This window comes from Bacillus sp. SIMBA_074 (genome assembly GCF_046534555.1).
GTDB lineage: Bacteria > Bacillota > Bacilli > Bacillales > Bacillaceae_G > Bacillus_A > Bacillus_A mycoides.
On sequence record NZ_JAWRYM010000022.1, the window covers coordinates 50831 to 68805 of the forward strand.

The 17975-nt window shown below is 36.1% G+C and carries 14 protein-coding genes; 12 read left to right on the forward strand and 2 right to left on the reverse strand.

The window, feature by feature from the left end:
• The first annotated feature begins 263 nt into the window (after positions 1–263).
• From SB773_RS20875 to SB773_RS20890, 4 genes are all read left to right on the forward strand, one after another.
• The gene (locus SB773_RS20875; RefSeq protein WP_002033575.1) at positions 264–1961 is read left to right on the forward strand and encodes a peptide ABC transporter substrate-binding protein; all 1698 of its coding nucleotides are present in this window, start codon (positions 264–266) and stop codon (positions 1959–1961) included.
• A 281-nt stretch (positions 1962–2242) separates the two neighbouring features.
• Complete coding sequence (locus SB773_RS20880; RefSeq protein WP_131245324.1) at positions 2243–3958, forward strand: peptide ABC transporter substrate-binding protein; 1716 nt, start codon at positions 2243–2245, stop codon at positions 3956–3958.
• 443 nt (positions 3959–4401) lie between these two features.
• Positions 4402–6096 carry a peptide ABC transporter substrate-binding protein gene (locus SB773_RS20885; protein WP_410591837.1) on the forward strand — a complete coding sequence of 565 codons (1695 nt, stop codon included), beginning with the start codon at positions 4402–4404 and terminating at the stop codon, positions 6094–6096.
• An 81-nt stretch (positions 6097–6177) separates the two neighbouring features.
• Entirely contained in the window at positions 6178–6897 is a 720-nt protein-coding gene (locus SB773_RS20890) for a class I SAM-dependent methyltransferase (RefSeq protein WP_410591839.1), read from the forward strand.
• Positions 6898–6937: 40 nt separating this feature from the next.
• Here SB773_RS20890 and SB773_RS20895 read toward each other — a convergent pair whose 3' ends face one another.
• Entirely contained in the window at positions 6938–7324 is a 387-nt protein-coding gene (locus SB773_RS20895; RefSeq protein WP_088031038.1) for a hypothetical protein, read from the reverse strand.
• Between the two features lie 136 nt (positions 7325–7460).
• Here SB773_RS20895 and SB773_RS20900 point away from each other — a divergent pair, with 136 nt between their 5' ends.
• The 8 genes from SB773_RS20900 (at position 7461) to SB773_RS20935 (ending at position 17635) form a co-directional block, all read left to right on the forward strand.
• A complete protein-coding gene (locus SB773_RS20900; protein WP_088031037.1) occupies positions 7461–7796 on the forward strand; it encodes a hypothetical protein in 336 nt (111 codons plus the stop codon).
• Between the two features lie 273 nt (positions 7797–8069).
• Complete coding sequence (locus SB773_RS20905) at positions 8070–10166, forward strand: vWA domain-containing protein (RefSeq protein ID WP_410591842.1); 2097 nt, start codon at positions 8070–8072, stop codon at positions 10164–10166.
• Positions 10167–10249: 83 nt separating this feature from the next.
• Complete coding sequence (locus SB773_RS20910) at positions 10250–13612, forward strand: tubulin-like doman-containing protein (protein ID WP_410591844.1); 3363 nt, start codon at positions 10250–10252, stop codon at positions 13610–13612.
• A gap of 57 nt (positions 13613–13669) precedes the next feature.
• Entirely contained in the window at positions 13670–13804 is a 135-nt protein-coding gene (locus SB773_RS20915; RefSeq protein WP_002014348.1) for a hypothetical protein, read from the forward strand.
• Positions 13805–13877: 73 nt separating this feature from the next.
• The gene (locus SB773_RS20920) at positions 13878–14126 is read left to right on the forward strand and encodes a DUF1294 domain-containing protein (RefSeq protein ID WP_000871335.1); all 249 of its coding nucleotides are present in this window, start codon (positions 13878–13880) and stop codon (positions 14124–14126) included.
• Positions 14127–14231: 105 nt separating this feature from the next.
• The gene (gene rarD / locus SB773_RS20925) at positions 14232–15173 is read left to right on the forward strand and encodes an EamA family transporter RarD (RefSeq protein ID WP_002014350.1); all 942 of its coding nucleotides are present in this window, start codon (positions 14232–14234) and stop codon (positions 15171–15173) included.
• An 80-nt stretch (positions 15174–15253) separates the two neighbouring features.
• Positions 15254–15679, forward strand: a complete 426-nt coding sequence (locus SB773_RS20930; RefSeq protein WP_000447809.1) for a divergent PAP2 family protein — start codon at positions 15254–15256, stop codon at positions 15677–15679.
• Positions 15680–15781: 102 nt separating this feature from the next.
• A complete protein-coding gene (locus tag SB773_RS20935; protein ID WP_410591848.1) occupies positions 15782–17635 on the forward strand; it encodes a terpene cyclase/mutase family protein in 1854 nt (617 codons plus the stop codon).
• A 74-nt stretch (positions 17636–17709) separates the two neighbouring features.
• Here the strand turns inward: SB773_RS20935 and SB773_RS20940 are convergent, their stop codons facing one another.
• Positions 17710–17859 carry a YfhD family protein gene (locus SB773_RS20940; protein ID WP_410591850.1) on the reverse strand — a complete coding sequence of 50 codons (150 nt, stop codon included), beginning with the start codon at positions 17857–17859 and terminating at the stop codon, positions 17710–17712.
• Positions 17860–17975: the final 116 nt, after the last annotated feature.

The following is a 17975-nucleotide window of genomic DNA, read 5'->3' on the forward strand; positions in this document are numbered from 1 at the left end:
TATTTATTGGGAAGTATCATTAACACTATTAAATTAGTGTATATGTAACGATAAAAAACGATGTTAAAAAACTATATGGAATTTTTATGAATATTACTGTAAGAAAATAATTTTTTAATAATTTTCAATAATAACACTTTACAAATTTTAAAAAATTAGTAGAATAAGAAGTAGTAAGAATCGTCTGATAAATATATAAAGAAAAACAGGATTATCAGAAAATTCTTAAATAGATATCGTTTAGAATTAGGGAGGGTACAAAAATGAAAAAGAAAAAAATGAAAAAACTAACAGCAGTTGTAGTACCGGTTTTAGCAATGAGCATGGCATTAACAGCATGTTCTACATCAGGCGGAGATAAAAAGACAAGCACAAACTCAAGTGGAGATAGCAAGTCAGAGGGAAAATTAGCGGCAAAACAAGTGTTGAATCGAACAGTAAACCAAGAGATTCCAACGATGGATTCTTCTAAATCAACAGATACAGTATCTTCACAAATGCTAGGGAATACGATGGAAGGATTATATCGTCTGGATAAAGATAATAAGCCTATTCCAGCTGCAGCAGAATCTAGCACGAAAAGTGAAGATGGTAAAAAATATACATTTAAACTGCGTAAAGATGCAAAATGGTCAAATGGAGATCCAGTAACGGCGAAAGATTTCGTATATGCTTGGCAACGTCTATTAGATCCAAAAACAGCTGCTGAGTATGCATTTATCGCATTCCCAATTAAAAATGCAGAAGTGGTTAATAAAGGTGAAAAACCTGTAGCTGAATTAGGAGTGAAAGCGGTAGATGATCTTACGCTTGAAGTTGAATTAGAGCAAGCGGTACCGTACTTCTTAAACTTAGTAGCATTCCCATCGTACTACCCATTAAATGAAAAATTCGTAAAAGAAAAAGGGGAGAAGTTCGGTATAGAGTCTGATACAACAGTTTATAATGGACCGTTCGTTCTTAAAGATTGGAAGCATGAACAAGGATGGCAATTAAAGAAAAATGATCAATATTGGGATAAAAAGACTGTAAAACTTGAAGAAGTTAACTTCAGTGTTGTTAAAGAACCAGCAACTCTTATCAATTTATATGATAGCGGTCAAGTTGACTTTGCTTTATTAACTGGAGAGTTCGTAGATAAATATAGAAATAAGAAAGATGAATTCGGAACATATTCACAAGTGAGTACGTATTTCATTCGTATGAACCAAAAACGTGATGGACAAGATACACCATTAAAGAGTAAAAAGTTACGTGAAGCAATTGCACTATCAGTTGATAAAAAGAATTTAGCAAACGTAATTTTAAATGATGGATCAAAAGAAGCTGACTTCTTAGTACCAAAAGGTTTAGCAACTGGACCAGACGGTAAAGACTTCCAAGAAACGTTTAAAAATGGTTTAAAACCAAATGCTAAAAAAGCTGCTGCAGCTTGGGAAGAAGCGAAAAAAGAGCTAGGTAAAGACCAAGTTACAATTGAATTCTTAAACTATGATACTGGTAATGCGAAAAAAGTTGGAGAATATATTAAGGACCAAATTGAGAAGAACTTAAAAGGTGTAACAGTTAACATTAAACTTCAACCATTTAAGCAAAAACTAAAATTAGAATCTGAGCAACAATATGATATTTCATACGGTGGTTGGAATCCAGATTATGCAGATCCAATGACGTTCTTAGATATGTTTGAGACTGGACATTCTCATAACCAAATGAGCTTCTCTGACGCTAAATATGACGGCATGGTGAAAAAAGCTGGAACGGAATTAATGAGCGATGCGAAGAAACGTTGGGAAGAGTTAGGAAAAGCTGAAAAAACATTACTTGAAGAAGATGTAGCGATTGTACCTTTATACCAACGTGGAGATTCTTATGTTTTACAACCAAATGTAAAAGGTGTAGTAAAACATAATATCAGTCCAGAATTTAGCTTTAAGTGGGCATACGTGACTGAAAAATAATAGAGTTAAAAAAGCATTTCAAAGTAGCTTAGCTACTTTGAAATGCTTTTTTTTAGCTCAGTTAAATAGAGAAGAATAAGGCGTATAGTACGTACATATAGTAGATGGGGGATAAATCATACTAATTTATGAAGATAAAAATCAGAATATTTAAAATAAAACTATTTACAAATACGAAAAATAGAGTAGAATAATATTAGTTATAATTTTCAGAAAATTAATCGTTAGCAAGGGGTCTCTCAAGGGTTGGTATTATACATATAATTGGGGAGGGTACAAAAATGAAGAGAAAAAAGATGAAAAAGTTAACAGCAGTTGTAGTACCAGTTTTAGCGATGAGTGTAGCATTGACAGCATGCTCTGGTTCAGGTGGGGAGAAGAAAACGACTACTACATCTAATAGTGGGGAAGAAAAAAAATCTGATATTAAATATGCAGCGAAGCAAGTATTAAATCGTACAGAAAATCAAGAAATTCCGACAATGGACACTTCTAAATCTACTGATACGTTAGGCGCACAAATTTTAGGGAACACGATGGAAGGATTATATCGTCTTGATAAAGATAATAAGCCTATTCCAGCTGCTGCAGAATCAAGTAAGAAAAGCGAAGATGGTAAAAAATATACGTTTAAACTGCGTAAAGATGCGAAATGGTCAAATGGAGAGCCTGTAACAGCGAAAGATTTCGTATATGGATGGCAGCGCTTACTTGATAAAAACACAGCGGCAGAATATGCGTTTATTGCCTACTATATTAAAAATGCAGAGGCAATTAATAAAGGTGAAAAACCTGCAACGGAATTAGGTGCAAAAGCGGTAGATGATTATACACTTGAAGTAGAATTAGACAAACCAGTACCATATTTCTTAAACTTATTAGCATTCCCGTCATACTATCCATTAAATGAAAAGTTCGTAAAAGAAAAAGGAGAGAAATTCGGTTTAGAAGCAGATACAACATTGTATAACGGGCCATTTGTAATGGCATCGTGGAAACATGAACAAGGTTGGCAGTTGAAGAAAAATGATAAGTATTGGGATAATAAGACTGTGAAATTAGAAGAAATTAATTATAGTGTAGTAAAAGAAGTTGCTACGAAAGTAAATTTATATGATACAGGATCAATTGATTTCACACTACTATCAGGAGAATTCGTAGATAAATATAAATCGAACAAAGATGAATATGGTGAGTATTCAGAAGCAAGTACGTACTTCTTACGTTTAAATCAAAAGCGTAACGGACAAGATACACCGTTAAAGAGTAAAAAGCTTCGTGAAGCAATCGCATTATCCATTGATAAAAAAGGTTTAGCAAACGTTATATTAAATAATGGGTCAAAAGCAACGGATCAATTGGTTCCAAAAGGGCTTGCGACGGGACCGGATGGTAAAGATTATCAAGATACATTTAAAAATGGTCTGAAATATGATGTGAAAAAAGGCGCAGCAGCTTGGGAAGAGGCGAAAAAGGAACTCGGAAAAGATCAAGTTACAATTGAATTACTAAGCTATGATGATGGAACTGCGAAAAAGATTGCCGATTATTTTAAAGATCAAATTGAGAAAAACTTAAAAGGTGTAACAGTTAACACGAAAATTCAGCCATTCAAACAAAAATTAAAATTAGAGTCAGCGCAAGATTATGAAGTTTCGTTTGCAGGTTGGAGCCCAGATTATTCGGATCCAATGACATTTATTGATATGTTTGAATCGAAGAGTCCATATAACCAAATGAGTTATTCAAATCCGAAATACGATGAAATGGTACAAAAAGCAGGTAATGAATTATTGTCTGATCCGAAGGAGCGCTGGGAAACATTAGGGAAAGCAGAAAAAATATTCCTTGAAGAAGATGCAGGATTAGTTCCTTTATATCAAACAGGAAGATCATATGTAATGAAACCGAATGTAAAAGGAATTGTGAAACACAACATTAGTCCAGAATATAGCTTTAAGTGGGCGTATGTAACTGAGGATGGCGGAAAGAAATAACATGAAAGCATTTCAAAAGTGTTTAATATGCTTTTGAAATGCTTTTTTGTATGGATAGGAGAATAAGGCAGATGGAAATTTTGAGAAATGTTGAGGCTGCTTTTAAAATTCTACTGTAGAAAATTAGAAAAGAGTTCAACAATTGGATAGATAAATGATAGCAGAGATTTCATATTGATGAGAAAAATATAGAACTTAGTAATAGAGAAGAATAAGGGGAGGTATGTTTCCATATAGTAGATGGGGATAATTCATATAGTAGCAATAGCAGAATAACAAGTTACTATCATAAAAAAATAAATATTTAGAAAATTTACAAAAATACTTTACAAAACTCAAAAAGATAGTAGAATATTAATTAATAAGAATTTTCTGATAACGAAAGTTAATAGAGAATCTCTAAATGTTAATATCGTACATATAATTGGGGAGGGTACAAAAAAATGAAGAGAAAAAAGATGACAAAATTAACAGCGGTTGTAGCACCAGTTCTAGTAATGAGTATGGCATTAACAGCTTGCTCGGGATCAGGGGAAAAAGAAAAGACGAACACAACGCCGAAAAGTAGTGAAAAAGAAGGCGGAAAATTAGCAGCAAAGCAAGTGCTTAATTTAACAGAGAGTCAAGAGATTCCATCTATGGATTCTTCTAAAGCGACAGACCAAGTATCGTTTCTTGCTTTAAACAACGTAATGGAAGGTTTATATCGACTTGATAAAGATAATAAAGCAGCACCAGGGGTTGCTGAATCATATAAAAAGAGTGATGATGGTAAAAAATATACATTCACATTAAATAAAAATGCGAAATGGTCAAATGGAGAACCTGTAACAGCGAAGGATTTCGTGTTTGCTTGGAAACGTGCGGTAGATAAAAATACAGCAGCGGAATATGCATACATTATGTTTGATTTAAAGAACGCAAAAGCAATTAATGATGGGAAAGCACCACTTGATACGTTAGGTGTAAAAGCTGTAGATGACTACACATTAGAGGTAGAATTAGAAAATCCAGTTCCTTACTTTGTAGAATTAACTTCATTCGGAACATTCTATCCGTTAAATGAAAAATTCGTAAAAGAAAAAGGAGAAAAATACGGTTTAGAATCAGATACAACGTTATACAACGGACCATTTACATTAACAGACTGGAAACATGAAGAAGGTTGGAAGTTAAAGAAAAATGCACAATACTGGGATAATAAAACAGTTAAATTAGAAGAAATCAACTTTAACGTAGTAAAAGATAGCGGTACACGTGTAAACTTATATGAAAGTGGACAAATCGATCGTGCAGCACTTACATCTGAAATGGTTGACAAATATAAATCAAATCCAGATTTCTTTACACAAAAAACACCGTCAACGTACTTCTTACGATTAAACCAAAAACGTGGTAATCAAGATACAGTATTAAAGAGCAAAGATTTACGTTTAGCGATTGCAATGGCATATGATAAAAAAGGTTTAACGAATGTAATTTTAAATGACGGATCTACACCTGCAGATTACTTAGTACCAAAAGAATTTGCAAAAAGTCCAGATGGAAAAGACTTCCGTAAAGATAACGGAGATATTTTAAAAACAGATGTGAAGAAGGCAAAAGAGCATTGGGAAAAAGCGAAAAAAGAACTTGGAAAAGAGCAAGTAACTGTAGAGCTATTAAACTACGATAGCGATAATGCGAAAAAAGTAGGTGAGTTCTTAAAAGGAGAGCTTGAGAAGAACTTACCGGGCTTAACAGTGAATTTGAAAAACCAACCGTTTAAACAAAAATTAAAATTAGAATCAGATCTAGATTATGATTTATCTTACGCTGGTTGGGGACCTGACTACTTAGATCCAATGACATTCATTGATATGTTCGTTACAAATGGACCTCATAACCAAACTGGATATTCAAATCCGAAATATGATGAAATTGTAGAAAAAGGTAAAGGCGAGCTATTAACGAAAACGAAAGATCGTTGGGATAGCTTACTGAAAGCTGAAAAAATGTTACTTGAAGATGCTGCAATTGCACCGTTATACCAACGTGGTGATGCTCTAGTTCAAAGAGCGAAAGTAAAAGGTATTATTCACCACCCAGTTGGTGGAGATTACAGCTACAAATGGGCATATATTGGTGAAGATAAGTAAGAGAGAGGGCGCGCGATGCGCCCTTTTTTTATGCACTTTTCTTCCTTCCTGGAATATATAAAATAAAAAAGGGAGAATTGTATGGAACGGAATACTTACATCGACTTCTTAGCTTATTACGGAATAGGGAGTGCTCATCCTGGTGGTTTTACGTTAACGAAGCAATTACTATCTCAATTGCCACTTAGACACGGAGCAAATGTTCTTGAGATAGGTTGCGGCACGGGGAAAACAGCGGCGTATATGACAAAAAAATTGGGTTATAAAGTGACAGCGGTTGAAAAGAATGAAATTATGATTAAAAAAGCGAAAGATAGATGGTTGTTTGATGGTTTAAATATACAATTGATTCAAGGCGATGTAGAAGGGTTACCGTGTTTAAATGATTCTTTTGAGCTTGTACTTGGAGAATCTATACTCGCTTTTACAAATAAAGAAAAGGTTATTTCGGAATGTTATCGTGTATTACAAAAGGATGGAAAGCTTGTTGTCATTGAAATGATTACCGAAAAACATATTGAGAAGAAAGAGGAGGAAAAGATTGGACAGTTATATGGTATGAAAGAATTATTAACTGAGAATGAGTGGATTCATTTATTTCAAGCAGCAAATTTTAAAAGAATTACAATTGCGGGTGGCGGAACTATTGCAGAAACAGTTGCAGGACATGTGGAAGAGCCAGAGTGGAATGTATCACCGTTTATTCCGGAAGAATTGTATGGGGCGTGGGTGCAACACGAACAAGTACTGCTTATGTATCAACATATTTTAGGGCATCGAATTTTTATATGTGAAAAATAGAAAAAAGAGTTGGCTAAAGATAGTCAACTCTTTATTATAGTTAGATGAAAAATAATGCAGCCAAAGTAATTCCAAAAATAAAACCAAATCCGAGTTCAAGGCCCCAGCCACCGCCGCCACAACCACCGCAACCACGACGGCCGCATCCACAGCCACTAAATCCACCACTGAATCCACCACCGCATCCAAATCCACAGTTATCACATCTGCTAATACCACCGCAAATATCACATCCGCCGTTTGAATATGCGTCATAGTATCCGAATCCTGTATCAAAAGATGAGCGCTGTTGCATTGGTTCAATCCAAACAGAATCGTTTGTTACATCGATTATTTTGCCTAAGTGAATGCGACCATCACGATCTTCAATTCGAACAACTTTACCGAAATAACGTTGGCATGTATCATAACATCTTTTTCTATGCATGTTCTTTTCTCCTTCCCATTACAGTAATACGATATGTAAGGGGGACAAGTGCGGCTTGTATGAATGACCTACCTATCATAATTGTTATAGGAAAGGGGAAATATATGAAAAGGATATATAGTGAGGAGGAAATGAAATGAAATCTACAGATCAATTTCAGACGTACGAAGTTCCTTGGGAAGAATTTATTGAAGCATTGCGAGGTGAAATGAAGAAGCAAGTAGGAGCGGATATTATAGATACAGTAGTTTGTAATTTGAAAGATGGTTTTGAAGTGTATACATATGTGCAGGGTGATTTGGATTTCGAGTATACAGAAGCTCTTGAACGAAAATATGGAAGTGACGGGAAAATCCCTAATTTGTTAACAGTTATGCTGGTAGCTAGCATTTATAATACGGGTGAAGAGAATATACGTTTACATGCAGATCAAAAGGAAAATCCGATTGTTGAAGTATATGTGAAGAAGTAAAGAGTGCGCTAATTATAGCGTGCTCTTTATTTCTTGTATTGAAAAGAAAATCAAACTTTAATGGTGGAATTTATAGCGGGAAAAGTATGAAATCTATGTGTTATTTCAGATATATAATAAGGAAAAATTCGAAATAAAATATGAGAGTAGTTCATTTTTGTTTACATAATGTAATTGCTGTGAACTGTTGTCCTAAAATACAAGTCATATATCTTGTTTCCTCTCATAAATTTAAACATAGGAATTTGTCTACAAAGGTGGCGAAGCCTCATCATGAAAATTCGAATTTGTGCCACGTTCATGTTGTTTCTATTTATATGTTTACCTTTTTCAGCTTTTGCAAAAGGAGAGGAGGCAAAGGAAAGGGTCGTTTCACTTGTATATGATGATTCGGGCAGCATGAGAAATAACGATCGCTGGAAGTATGCCAATTACGCTTTGCAAAGTTTAGTTGCGCTATTAGATGAGAAAGATAAATTTTCTTACGTTCCAATGAGTAAGCCAAATGATCCATTAAACATTTCATTAACAAAGGATCAAAGGCAAACAGAAATTGAGGGGATTGGGGCGTGGAAAACATATTTAAATACTCCATTTAGCGCAGTAGAAACGGCGATGCAATCTATAAAAAAGGAAGCAGATATAGATGGGAAACGTGAATTTTGGCTTATTGTATTAACTGACGGGGCATTTAATGATTTGGAGAAAGATAAGATTGGCGGAAAAGAACAAATTACACAGAAGTTAGCGCAGTTTAAGAAAGAAATGGATTCGAAAAAGATCTCTTTACATCCAGTCTTAATCACGATGGAAGAGGATTTAGGGCAGCAAGAGAAGCTGCAGTTAAATACGTTTAAAGAGATTTGGAAAAAAGAAATGAATGGAGTTGTCATGCCGTCTAGCGGTGAGGATGGTATTGTACAAAGTGTGAATCAAGTGGCAGCATTAGTTGCAAATCGTGATCCATTTTCTTCTGTTGAATCGATTGTCAAAACGAAAATAGTAGGGGGAAAAGTAGAGATTACAACACCGTTTCCATTAAAGCGTATGACGCTTGTACGACAATCACCTTCTTTGTCTAATTATAAAGTTATGCAACTTTCCAAACCGTTACAATTGCAGTCTTCTTTTTCCATACATGCACCAGGAGAAGCTAAATTATTCGGAAATATAGTGCATGTAAGTACAGCGAATCAGGAAGTGATTAAGCCAGGGACATATACGATAGAAGTGGATCAGGACATTGAGAAAGAGGGATTACAAGTACTTGTTGAACCAGCGCTTAATTATACTGTTTCTACGTACGACAAAGATGATAAAGATAGAAAAAATGTTGAGAAAATGTATGAAGGTGTGACAGCTGTTATTGAAGCGAAACCTACTGAATTACCAATTCAAACTTCTTATTTCGAAGCAGAAGTAGAAATAGACGGAAAGCAGTATCCGATGAAGTGGGATGATAAAAGACATGTGTTTTATTACGAGACAAAGGTTGGTAAAGAGTTAGTACGCGGGAAAGTCCATATGAATATAAAGGGATTTTATAGACAGACGAAAGAATTCAAGATTGAACCAGCTGAAAAACCAAAATTAACACTTCAAGCTGTTACGAAAGATTATGAAGAAAAGGTAACAAATTTAGAAAATAGTAAACCATTTGTTTTACAGCCCCAGTTAAATGGTAAACCGATGACAGAAGAGGCTGTAAAGAAACTATTAAAATCTACTGGTGTCACATCGAATCAATCGATCAACTATGAATTAAAACAGCATGGTAGTCAAGTTTATGTTTATCCTCGACCTTATTACTCCGACACATTCAATTTTACAGATACCGGCACCGTAGAGGCTACCATCACGATCAATGATTCAAAATTACAAGAAGTAAAGGAAAAGATTGTACTGCACATTGAAAATGCGCCGTTTTTTGAGAAGTATGCGCTCGTTTTTAAATTTGTAATTCCTATCACTTTATTACTTTTAATAGTAGGAATTATTATTTTAGGATGGATTGTTCGTCCGAGATTTCATCGGAAAGCATTACTATATTACGAATGGGATCAAGAAGTAGCGAAAGATTGGCTTTATCAATCTGAACCAGAGTTACTTAAAAATAAATGGTGGAAGCACTATTTTGGCATTCCATTCCGAGCAGAAAGAAAGACGGTGCAATCTGTAACATTAATAGCGAAAAAAGGATCGAAATCTATATTTGTAGCAAAAGAATCGCAAGTGGTTGGGATGATTATTGATGGGATGTTTATAACAGAGGAAGAGGTAGGAATGGAGCATAAGACGTTGTATCCAAATGAACTTTTAGTAATTGATAGAGGATATGGTAAGGAGATTTACCGGTACGAATGTGAATAGTAGATAGGGTGTAAGAGGGGCGGAGGAGGCCCGGCTCTCTTTATTCTTCTTTTCAAACAAGCAAGAATAGGAAGGTGGTTCACATGACATTACAAGTTCCAACAATTTTAATTGGCTTAGGTGGAATCGGTAGTACTGTCACACATCAAATATATGAAAGATTACCTGAGGAGCGTCGTAAAAAGGTAGCGATGCATGTATTTGATACAGATGTGAATACATTGAGTAAATTTGATCATATTCGGAAGTTTAAGACGCAAACGAGCTCGAGTAAAACACCGAGAGAGTATATTGCGGGAGATCCAACGATTCCAGAGTGGTTTCCGATGGACCCGACTATACTTGATAAACCGTTAACAGAAGGGGCTGGACAGTTACGCGTCATTTCACGGTTAGCGTTACGTGCTGCGATGAAAGAAGATAAACTCACATCGTTTTGGCAAGAAATCGAGAAGATTTTTCCAGTTACAAGTGATCAGACGGAATATGGTGTACGTGTCATTATTGTAACATCACTAGCCGGCGGAACAGGCTCAGGGATGTTTTTACAAATCGCATTATATTTGCGTGAGATGCTCCGGAAGAAATTGCAGCATCATAACATTTTAATTCGCGGTGCGTTTTTAATGCCAGATGTTTTAGTTAAGACGAGAACGGTTAGTGCGAAAGAGTTTGAAACTGTGCAAGCGAATGGTTATGCATCGTTAAAAGAGTTGCACGCTATTACGCTTGGATCGACTGGTGAATTATCAAAACGAGGCGGCGTAACGATTGAATTAGAATATCGTCCTGATCAAGTGGATGAGGACGGAAGAACAAACCATACGATAAAGCAGCATCATTTACCGTACAATTATTGTTTCTTATATGATTATGAAAATTTACATGGGCACCATTTGCACAATTTATCGGATTATATGGAGCAAATGGCAAATACGATTTATTTACAGTTATTTAGTCCAATGTCTGCAAATCATTTTGCCCAAGAAGATAATCAAATTCAGCAATTGGCAGAATCGAGTGGGAAAGGGAGATATTGCGGAGCAGGAACGGCAAAACTTATTTATCCGTATGAGCACGTTTTGAAATACTGTGCTTTAAAATGGGCGGTTCAAGGCTTAGATGAATCTTGGCTTCATTTAGATCAACTATTTCAAGAGAAGAGGCAAAGATACGATCAAGATGTAAAACGCGGTATGCAGCGTGAAAAGCCAGAGCGCGGGAAAAGTTATTTAGAAGACTTAGAGCATCTTGCTACTCGGCCAGAACAAGCTCATATTTTTTATAGACAAATGTACCATGAAACACGTGAAGGAGCAGAGGGTGGTAAGCTCGGTGTTGCAAAATCAAAATTGTTTTTAGATGCTGTAGAGAGTTACGTACACCGTACAGTGCAAAAAGATGAGGAATTAAACCGCCTGCAGCATGAGTGCAAAATATCGGCTGCGAAGCTTAAAATGATGGAACAAATGAAGGGGGAAGTAGCGAGAGTTGATCATGCGGTTCGTTTATATGCTTATGCCATTCCGAGCCGTGTACATGAGCATGTTACTACCCTTTTATATGACATGATCGAATCAGACCGCTTTACACCGAGTGGCTCAGAAGGACAGTCTTACCAATTAAATACATGGTTTTTAAAGAAAACGGATCCAGTTCATCCAGTTGCAGCACGTTTTATGCTGTATGAAATTCGCAAGCAGTTAGTAGAGAAGATGAATCGACTACATGAAAATAATGAACAAAAGCGTAATTTAATTCAAAACTACGATAAGAAATTTAATGTGAGTAATATTGATGGAACTGTAACGGCTGTTCGCCGCGTTGAAATTGCGCAGCAACAAGGCTGGTTTGGAAAAATGATTAATAATCAGCAGCGTTTGTTTAAAAAAGAATTTGAAGATATTGTAACGCAGTACGTACACAAATTAAGTGAGTATCGTAAAGAAATGTTGTTAGAACTCGTGTATCAATCGCTATACCAAGCAGTTGATAAAATGATTCAATATTGGGAAAGATTCTTTGATAATTTATACGAAACACGTGAAAATTTATTGTTTGAAATCCAAAAGCGAAGCAAGGAATTTGAGGGGAAAACGAACCCGACGAATGTATACGTATTAGCTGAAGAGAAATTGCAAGAAAAGATTTGGCAAGATATGCAGCAACATTTAAATTTAGGTGTATTACCGAAAGATATATCGTCCGAAATTTATATGAGCTTGTACGGGGAATATTGTCGTGATGCGAAAGCCGAAGAAATTCAGTCGAAAAAGGTGGAAGACTTCTATCGTGAACATATATTGAGTTATTGTTATGACGAACTTCAAGTGCGCTATCGTGACAAATTAGAGCTTAATATCGTTGAAGCATTGCGAAAAGAAGCAGATTTCAAGAAGCGTGATCGTGATGAATACGTTCGTGAAAAAATTGAAGATCTTTTCCATTTAGCAAGTCCGTTCGTTCCGAAAGTTTCTCATCATAGAGAATTACAATATTGGGGCGTACATCCATCTTTAAAACAAGAATTGCAAGAAGAGTTATTGCAAGAAATGTTTAAAGAAAAAGATACGGTAAACGAGGCGTTTTCACCATTTGAAGTGATTTGTTATCGTGCTCATTACGGATTATCGCTACAAGATTTTCCTAAGCTTTCATCTGGACATATTGCGAATGGTTTTATGAACGATAAAGGTGATTATTTTCAATCGTATTATCGCCGCGTGAACAAATTAAATAGTAAAAAATCTAGTTTGACGCCGCATTTAGATAAATATTGGCACTTACCAGCCTTTATGCCAGACTTGAATGCAACGCAAACGAAGTTAGATTACGACAAATGTAATCGTGCTCTTCTATACGCGTATATGTATCGCTGGATTAGCTTAGTTGCTGTTGATGGACAGTTCGTGTATCAATATAACGGTGTCGGCCGTAGCTTTTTAATCCAGTCGATGGGGAAAAATATTTCAAGTGAAAGTTATAAGTTGCACAGAGCATTGCTTCATAATCCGTTTATTTATGAAAACATCTTGTCACGATTTGAAGAAGAACAAGAAAAGGCAATGATACAAGGTGGACATTTATATACACATGCATTTGTATTAGGCGCTCAAGATATAAGATGGCTCCGTAAAGAGCATGTTCATAATATTTTAGATATGATTTTAATGTATGACCGTGAGGCAAAATATGACCCGACGTTAGAAGAAACATCTGACGATTTGTTAAGGTTATTCCTTGATGAAATTGAGCTGTATTTCCAAAACTATTACGGAACAGGTGCAGATATGGTTGCAAAGAAAGAGAAAGAGATGTTTATGAAACAATTGTGGGATCGTTCGTATGCGAAAGGGTATGTGGATCCAAATAGTGCGCCTTATAAAAAATGGCAAAATATATTACAAGTTCCCGATGAAGAAGAAGTGCCAAAAACGAATGTATAATGAGTGAAAAGGGAATCCTTAAGAATGACAATACAACTTTAGAAATGAGGGATTCCGATGCCGTTTTTAGGTAGTGTATATCAAATATTTGGATTATATCCAGAAATTTATTATGGAATGATTTCAGCGGAAATCGCTGAACAACAAATGGAAGAACAGAAAGAACAAGAAAATCAAGAGACTGAATTATAAAACCATGCAGGCTACTCGCCTGCGTGGTTTTTTCGTGTTACAATAAAGCGAATTTTTTAAGGGAGAGAATAAGATGAAATGGATATACTTTATTATTATTAACGTTATAGCATTTAGTATGATGGGGCTTGATAAGCGAAAAGCAAAGAAAAAACAGTGGAGAACGCCAGAAAGTACGTTGTTTTTATCAGCTGCAGCTGGAGGAGCAGTTGGAGCTTGGATTGGTATGTATATGTTTCATCATAAGACACATAAAAGTAAATTTGTCTTCGGTATTCCAGTGCTCGTTATTATAACAGTAGGAGTGTTTTTATACATATAAAGGATTTGCAAGAGGAATGTCGAAAGAAATGCAGATTGAATATTGGTAAAGTAAGCATGTGAGACTTTATAATGAAGAAAAAAAGAGAAGAGGAGAAAAAGGAAGATGGGGAGTCAAACAGCAGAGCAAAAGCAGGGGATTATATATGCAGCAGGTGCGTATACGATGTGGGGAGTCCTTCCGATTTATTGGAAATGGGTGGAGGAAGTACCGGCAGATGAAATATTAGCGCATCGCATCGTTTGGGCATTTGTTTTTATGTTGTTAGTTTTAGGAGTAACGAAGAGGTTTCGTCAGTTTGGTGGGGAGTTAGTGGCCCTTTTTAAACGACCTAAATTATTAATGTCATTAACAATTGCTTCGGTACTTATTAGTGGAAACTGGTTTGTATACATATGGGCCGTAAATCATAACCATGTAATCGAAGCAAGTCTTGGGTATTATATTAATCCACTTATAAGTATTTTACTTGGTACAGTTGTTTTAAAAGAGAAGCTTAATTTTTGGCAATATGTTGCGGTTGGTTTAGCTGGATTGGGCGTTGTTATTTTAACGATACGTTTCGGATCAATTCCATGGGTTTCTCTTTCACTTGCTTTTTCATTTGGATTATATGGATTAACGAAAAAATTATTAAATTATGATGCAACAATTGGGCTTACGATGGAAACGATGTTAGTGACGCCATTTGCACTTATATATTTGTTTATGACAGGAGTTCATGGCTTTGGTTCGTTCGGTTCTATTTCGGCAATATCAACGTTTCTTTTAATAGGGGCAGGTATTGTTACAGCGTTACCACTCTTTTATTTTGCTAAAGGAGCACAACTTATTCCGCTCTATATGATAGGATTTTTACAATACATCGCGCCGACTATTAGTTTAATTTTAGGTGTGTTCGTTTTTGGTGAACATTTCACATCTACTCATATGATTGCGTTTTTCTGTATATGGATTGCTTTATTTGTCTTTTCAATGGCGAAAACAAAGTTTCTACTACAGAAGCAACCAAAATTTATTAAAAATAAATCAGCAAAAGTATCATAATGCGTAGTATTTTCTACGCATTTTTCTTTATACTTATATTATATAGAAATTCCATTATAGTCAGTGAGGAGCTGAAAAACATGGAAACAATTTTACATAATGATCCACTTATAGCAGCTATAATTTCTTGGTTTTTAGCACAGTTAACGAAAGTCGTTTTTAAATTAATAAAAACAGGCGAGTTTGATTTTGCTAAGTTCTTTGCTTCAGGTGGAATGCCAAGTTCGCATGCTTCGACTGTTACTGCACTTGCTACAGGTGTCGGAGTGGTGGAAGGTGTGGAGAGTCCAATATTTGCGGTTGCCGCTATTTTTGCCATTATTGTTATGTACGATGCTTCAGGAGTAAGGCTTGCGGTAAGTAAGCAAGCGAAAATATTGAATGATTTTTTTCATGGTAGACAAACAGAATATAAAAAGTTAAATGAGCTCGTTGGACATACACCGTATCAAGTTGTTGTTGGTGCACTATTAGGAATTGTTGTCGGGGTTGGGTATTGTTTGTAAGCAGAATGTGTGTAATACACGTTCTGCTTTTCTTTGTTTTCATACATATTTAGATGAGTTTTCGAATATCGTATACGGACTTAGAAAGGGTGGGTGAGCGGTGTGCTACTATATGACAAAGTGCATGAGGAGATAGAGCGGAGAACGACTGCACTTCAAACGATGCAAAGGCGAGACGGAACGTGGCAATTTTGTTTTGAAGGAGCTTTGCTAACGGATTGTCACATGATTTTTTTACTCAAATTATTAGGGCGAAATGACGAAATAGAACCGTTTGTGAAAAGGTTAGTATCTCTTCAAACAAATGAAGGGACTTGGAAATTATACGAAGATGAAAAGGGAGGGAATTTATCCGCGACGATTCAAGCATATGCTGCTTTACTTGCTTCGGAAAAATATTCGAAAGAAGATATGAATATGAGGCGAGCTGAAATGTTTATTAAGGAACACGGGGGAGTTTCTCGTGCTCATTTTATGACGAAATTTTTATTAGCGATTCATGGAGAATATGAATTTCCTGCGCTTTTTCACTTTCCAACGCCAATCTTATTTTTACAAGATGACTCCCCCCTCAGTATATTTGGGCTAAGCAGCTCAGCGCGTATACATTTAATTCCGATGATGATTTGTATGAATAAGAGATTCCGTGTAGAGAAAAAGTTATTGCCAAATTTAAATCATATTGCAGGCGGGGGGGGGCAATGGTTTCGAGAGGATCGGTCTCCGCTGTTTCAATCGTTTTTAGGTGATGTGAAAAAGGTAATATCTTATCCATTATCGTTACATCATAAAGGATACGAAGAAGTAGAGCGCTTTATGAAGGAGCGTATAGATGAAAATGGAACATTATATAGTTACGCCAGTGCTACGTTTTATATGATTTATGCTTTGCTTGCATTAGGGCACTCTATTCAGTCTCCAATTATTGAGAAAGCTGTGACAGGATTAAAATCTTATATATGGAAGATGGACAGAGGAAGTCATTTGCAAAATTCTCCTTCTACCGTATGGGATACCGCTTTACTTAGCTATTCATTGCAAGAAGCTAAAGTTACAAATGAAAATAAGATGATTCAAAGGGCGACGGAGTATTTATTGCAAAAACAACAAACTAAAAAGGTAGATTGGAGCGTACATGCATCATCACTTGTAGCTGGCGGTTGGGGATTTTCAGATGTTAATACGACGATCCCTGATATAGACGATACTACAGCTGCCCTTAGAGCGTTAGCGCGAAGTAGAGGGAGTGATAGAGTAGATGATGCGTGGGGAAGAGGTGTGGAATGGGTAAAAGGATTGCAAAACAATGATGGAGGCTGGGGAGCTTTTGAACGAGGGGTAACGAGCAAGTTACTATCGAATTTGCCGATTGAAAATGCGAGTGATATGATAACCGATCCGTCCACACCAGATATTACAGGTAGGGTGTTAGAATTATTCGGAACGTATGCACCGAATGAGTTGCTTGAAGAGCAAAAAAAGAAAGCTATCAAATGGTTAATGGATGTACAGGAACAGAATGGATCATGGTATGGAAAATGGGGGATATGTTATATATATGGGACATGGGCAACGATGACAGGCTTACGTGCATTAGGAGTGCCTTCTACTCATCCAGCGTTGAAAAAAGCAGCTTCATGGCTCGAACATTTGCAGCATGAAGACGGAGGGTGGGGAGAATCCTGTCAAAGTAGTGTAGAGAAAAAATTTATTTCTTTACCTTTTAGTACGCCGTCACAAACAGCGTGGGCACTTGATGCACTCATTTCTTACTACGATCAAGAAACACCGATTATTCGAAAAGGAATTTCATATTTGCTCGCGCAGTCTACTATGAATGAAAAATATCCTACTGGTACAGGGTTACCGGGGGGCTTTTATATTCGCTATCATAGTTATGGGCATATATATCCGTTACTTGCTTTAGCGCACTACGTAAAGAAATATAGAAAATAAACCGAGAGATACTCTCGGTTTATTTTGATGGGTAGTAGGTCCCTGTTGAAAAGAATAAGGAACGTTGTGGTTCCTTATTTTTCTGTTGATTGGCGTTTTTGACGTGCATCAGCGGCATTTGCACGTGCGTTTGCTTCTAAGTCATTGTGGTCAGCGAGTTCGCGAGCGAACTCAACATCAATGCCATCGACAGCTTTGTTTCGATTTACATTCTTTTTTTTCATTCGACACAATCTCCTTGTGTTTTATGCGGCGTTGCAAAGTTAGTTTGACACAAATAGACTTTTTTATACAAAGAGGATTTGGAAAGCATAGAGCCGAAATATACAATATAACTAAT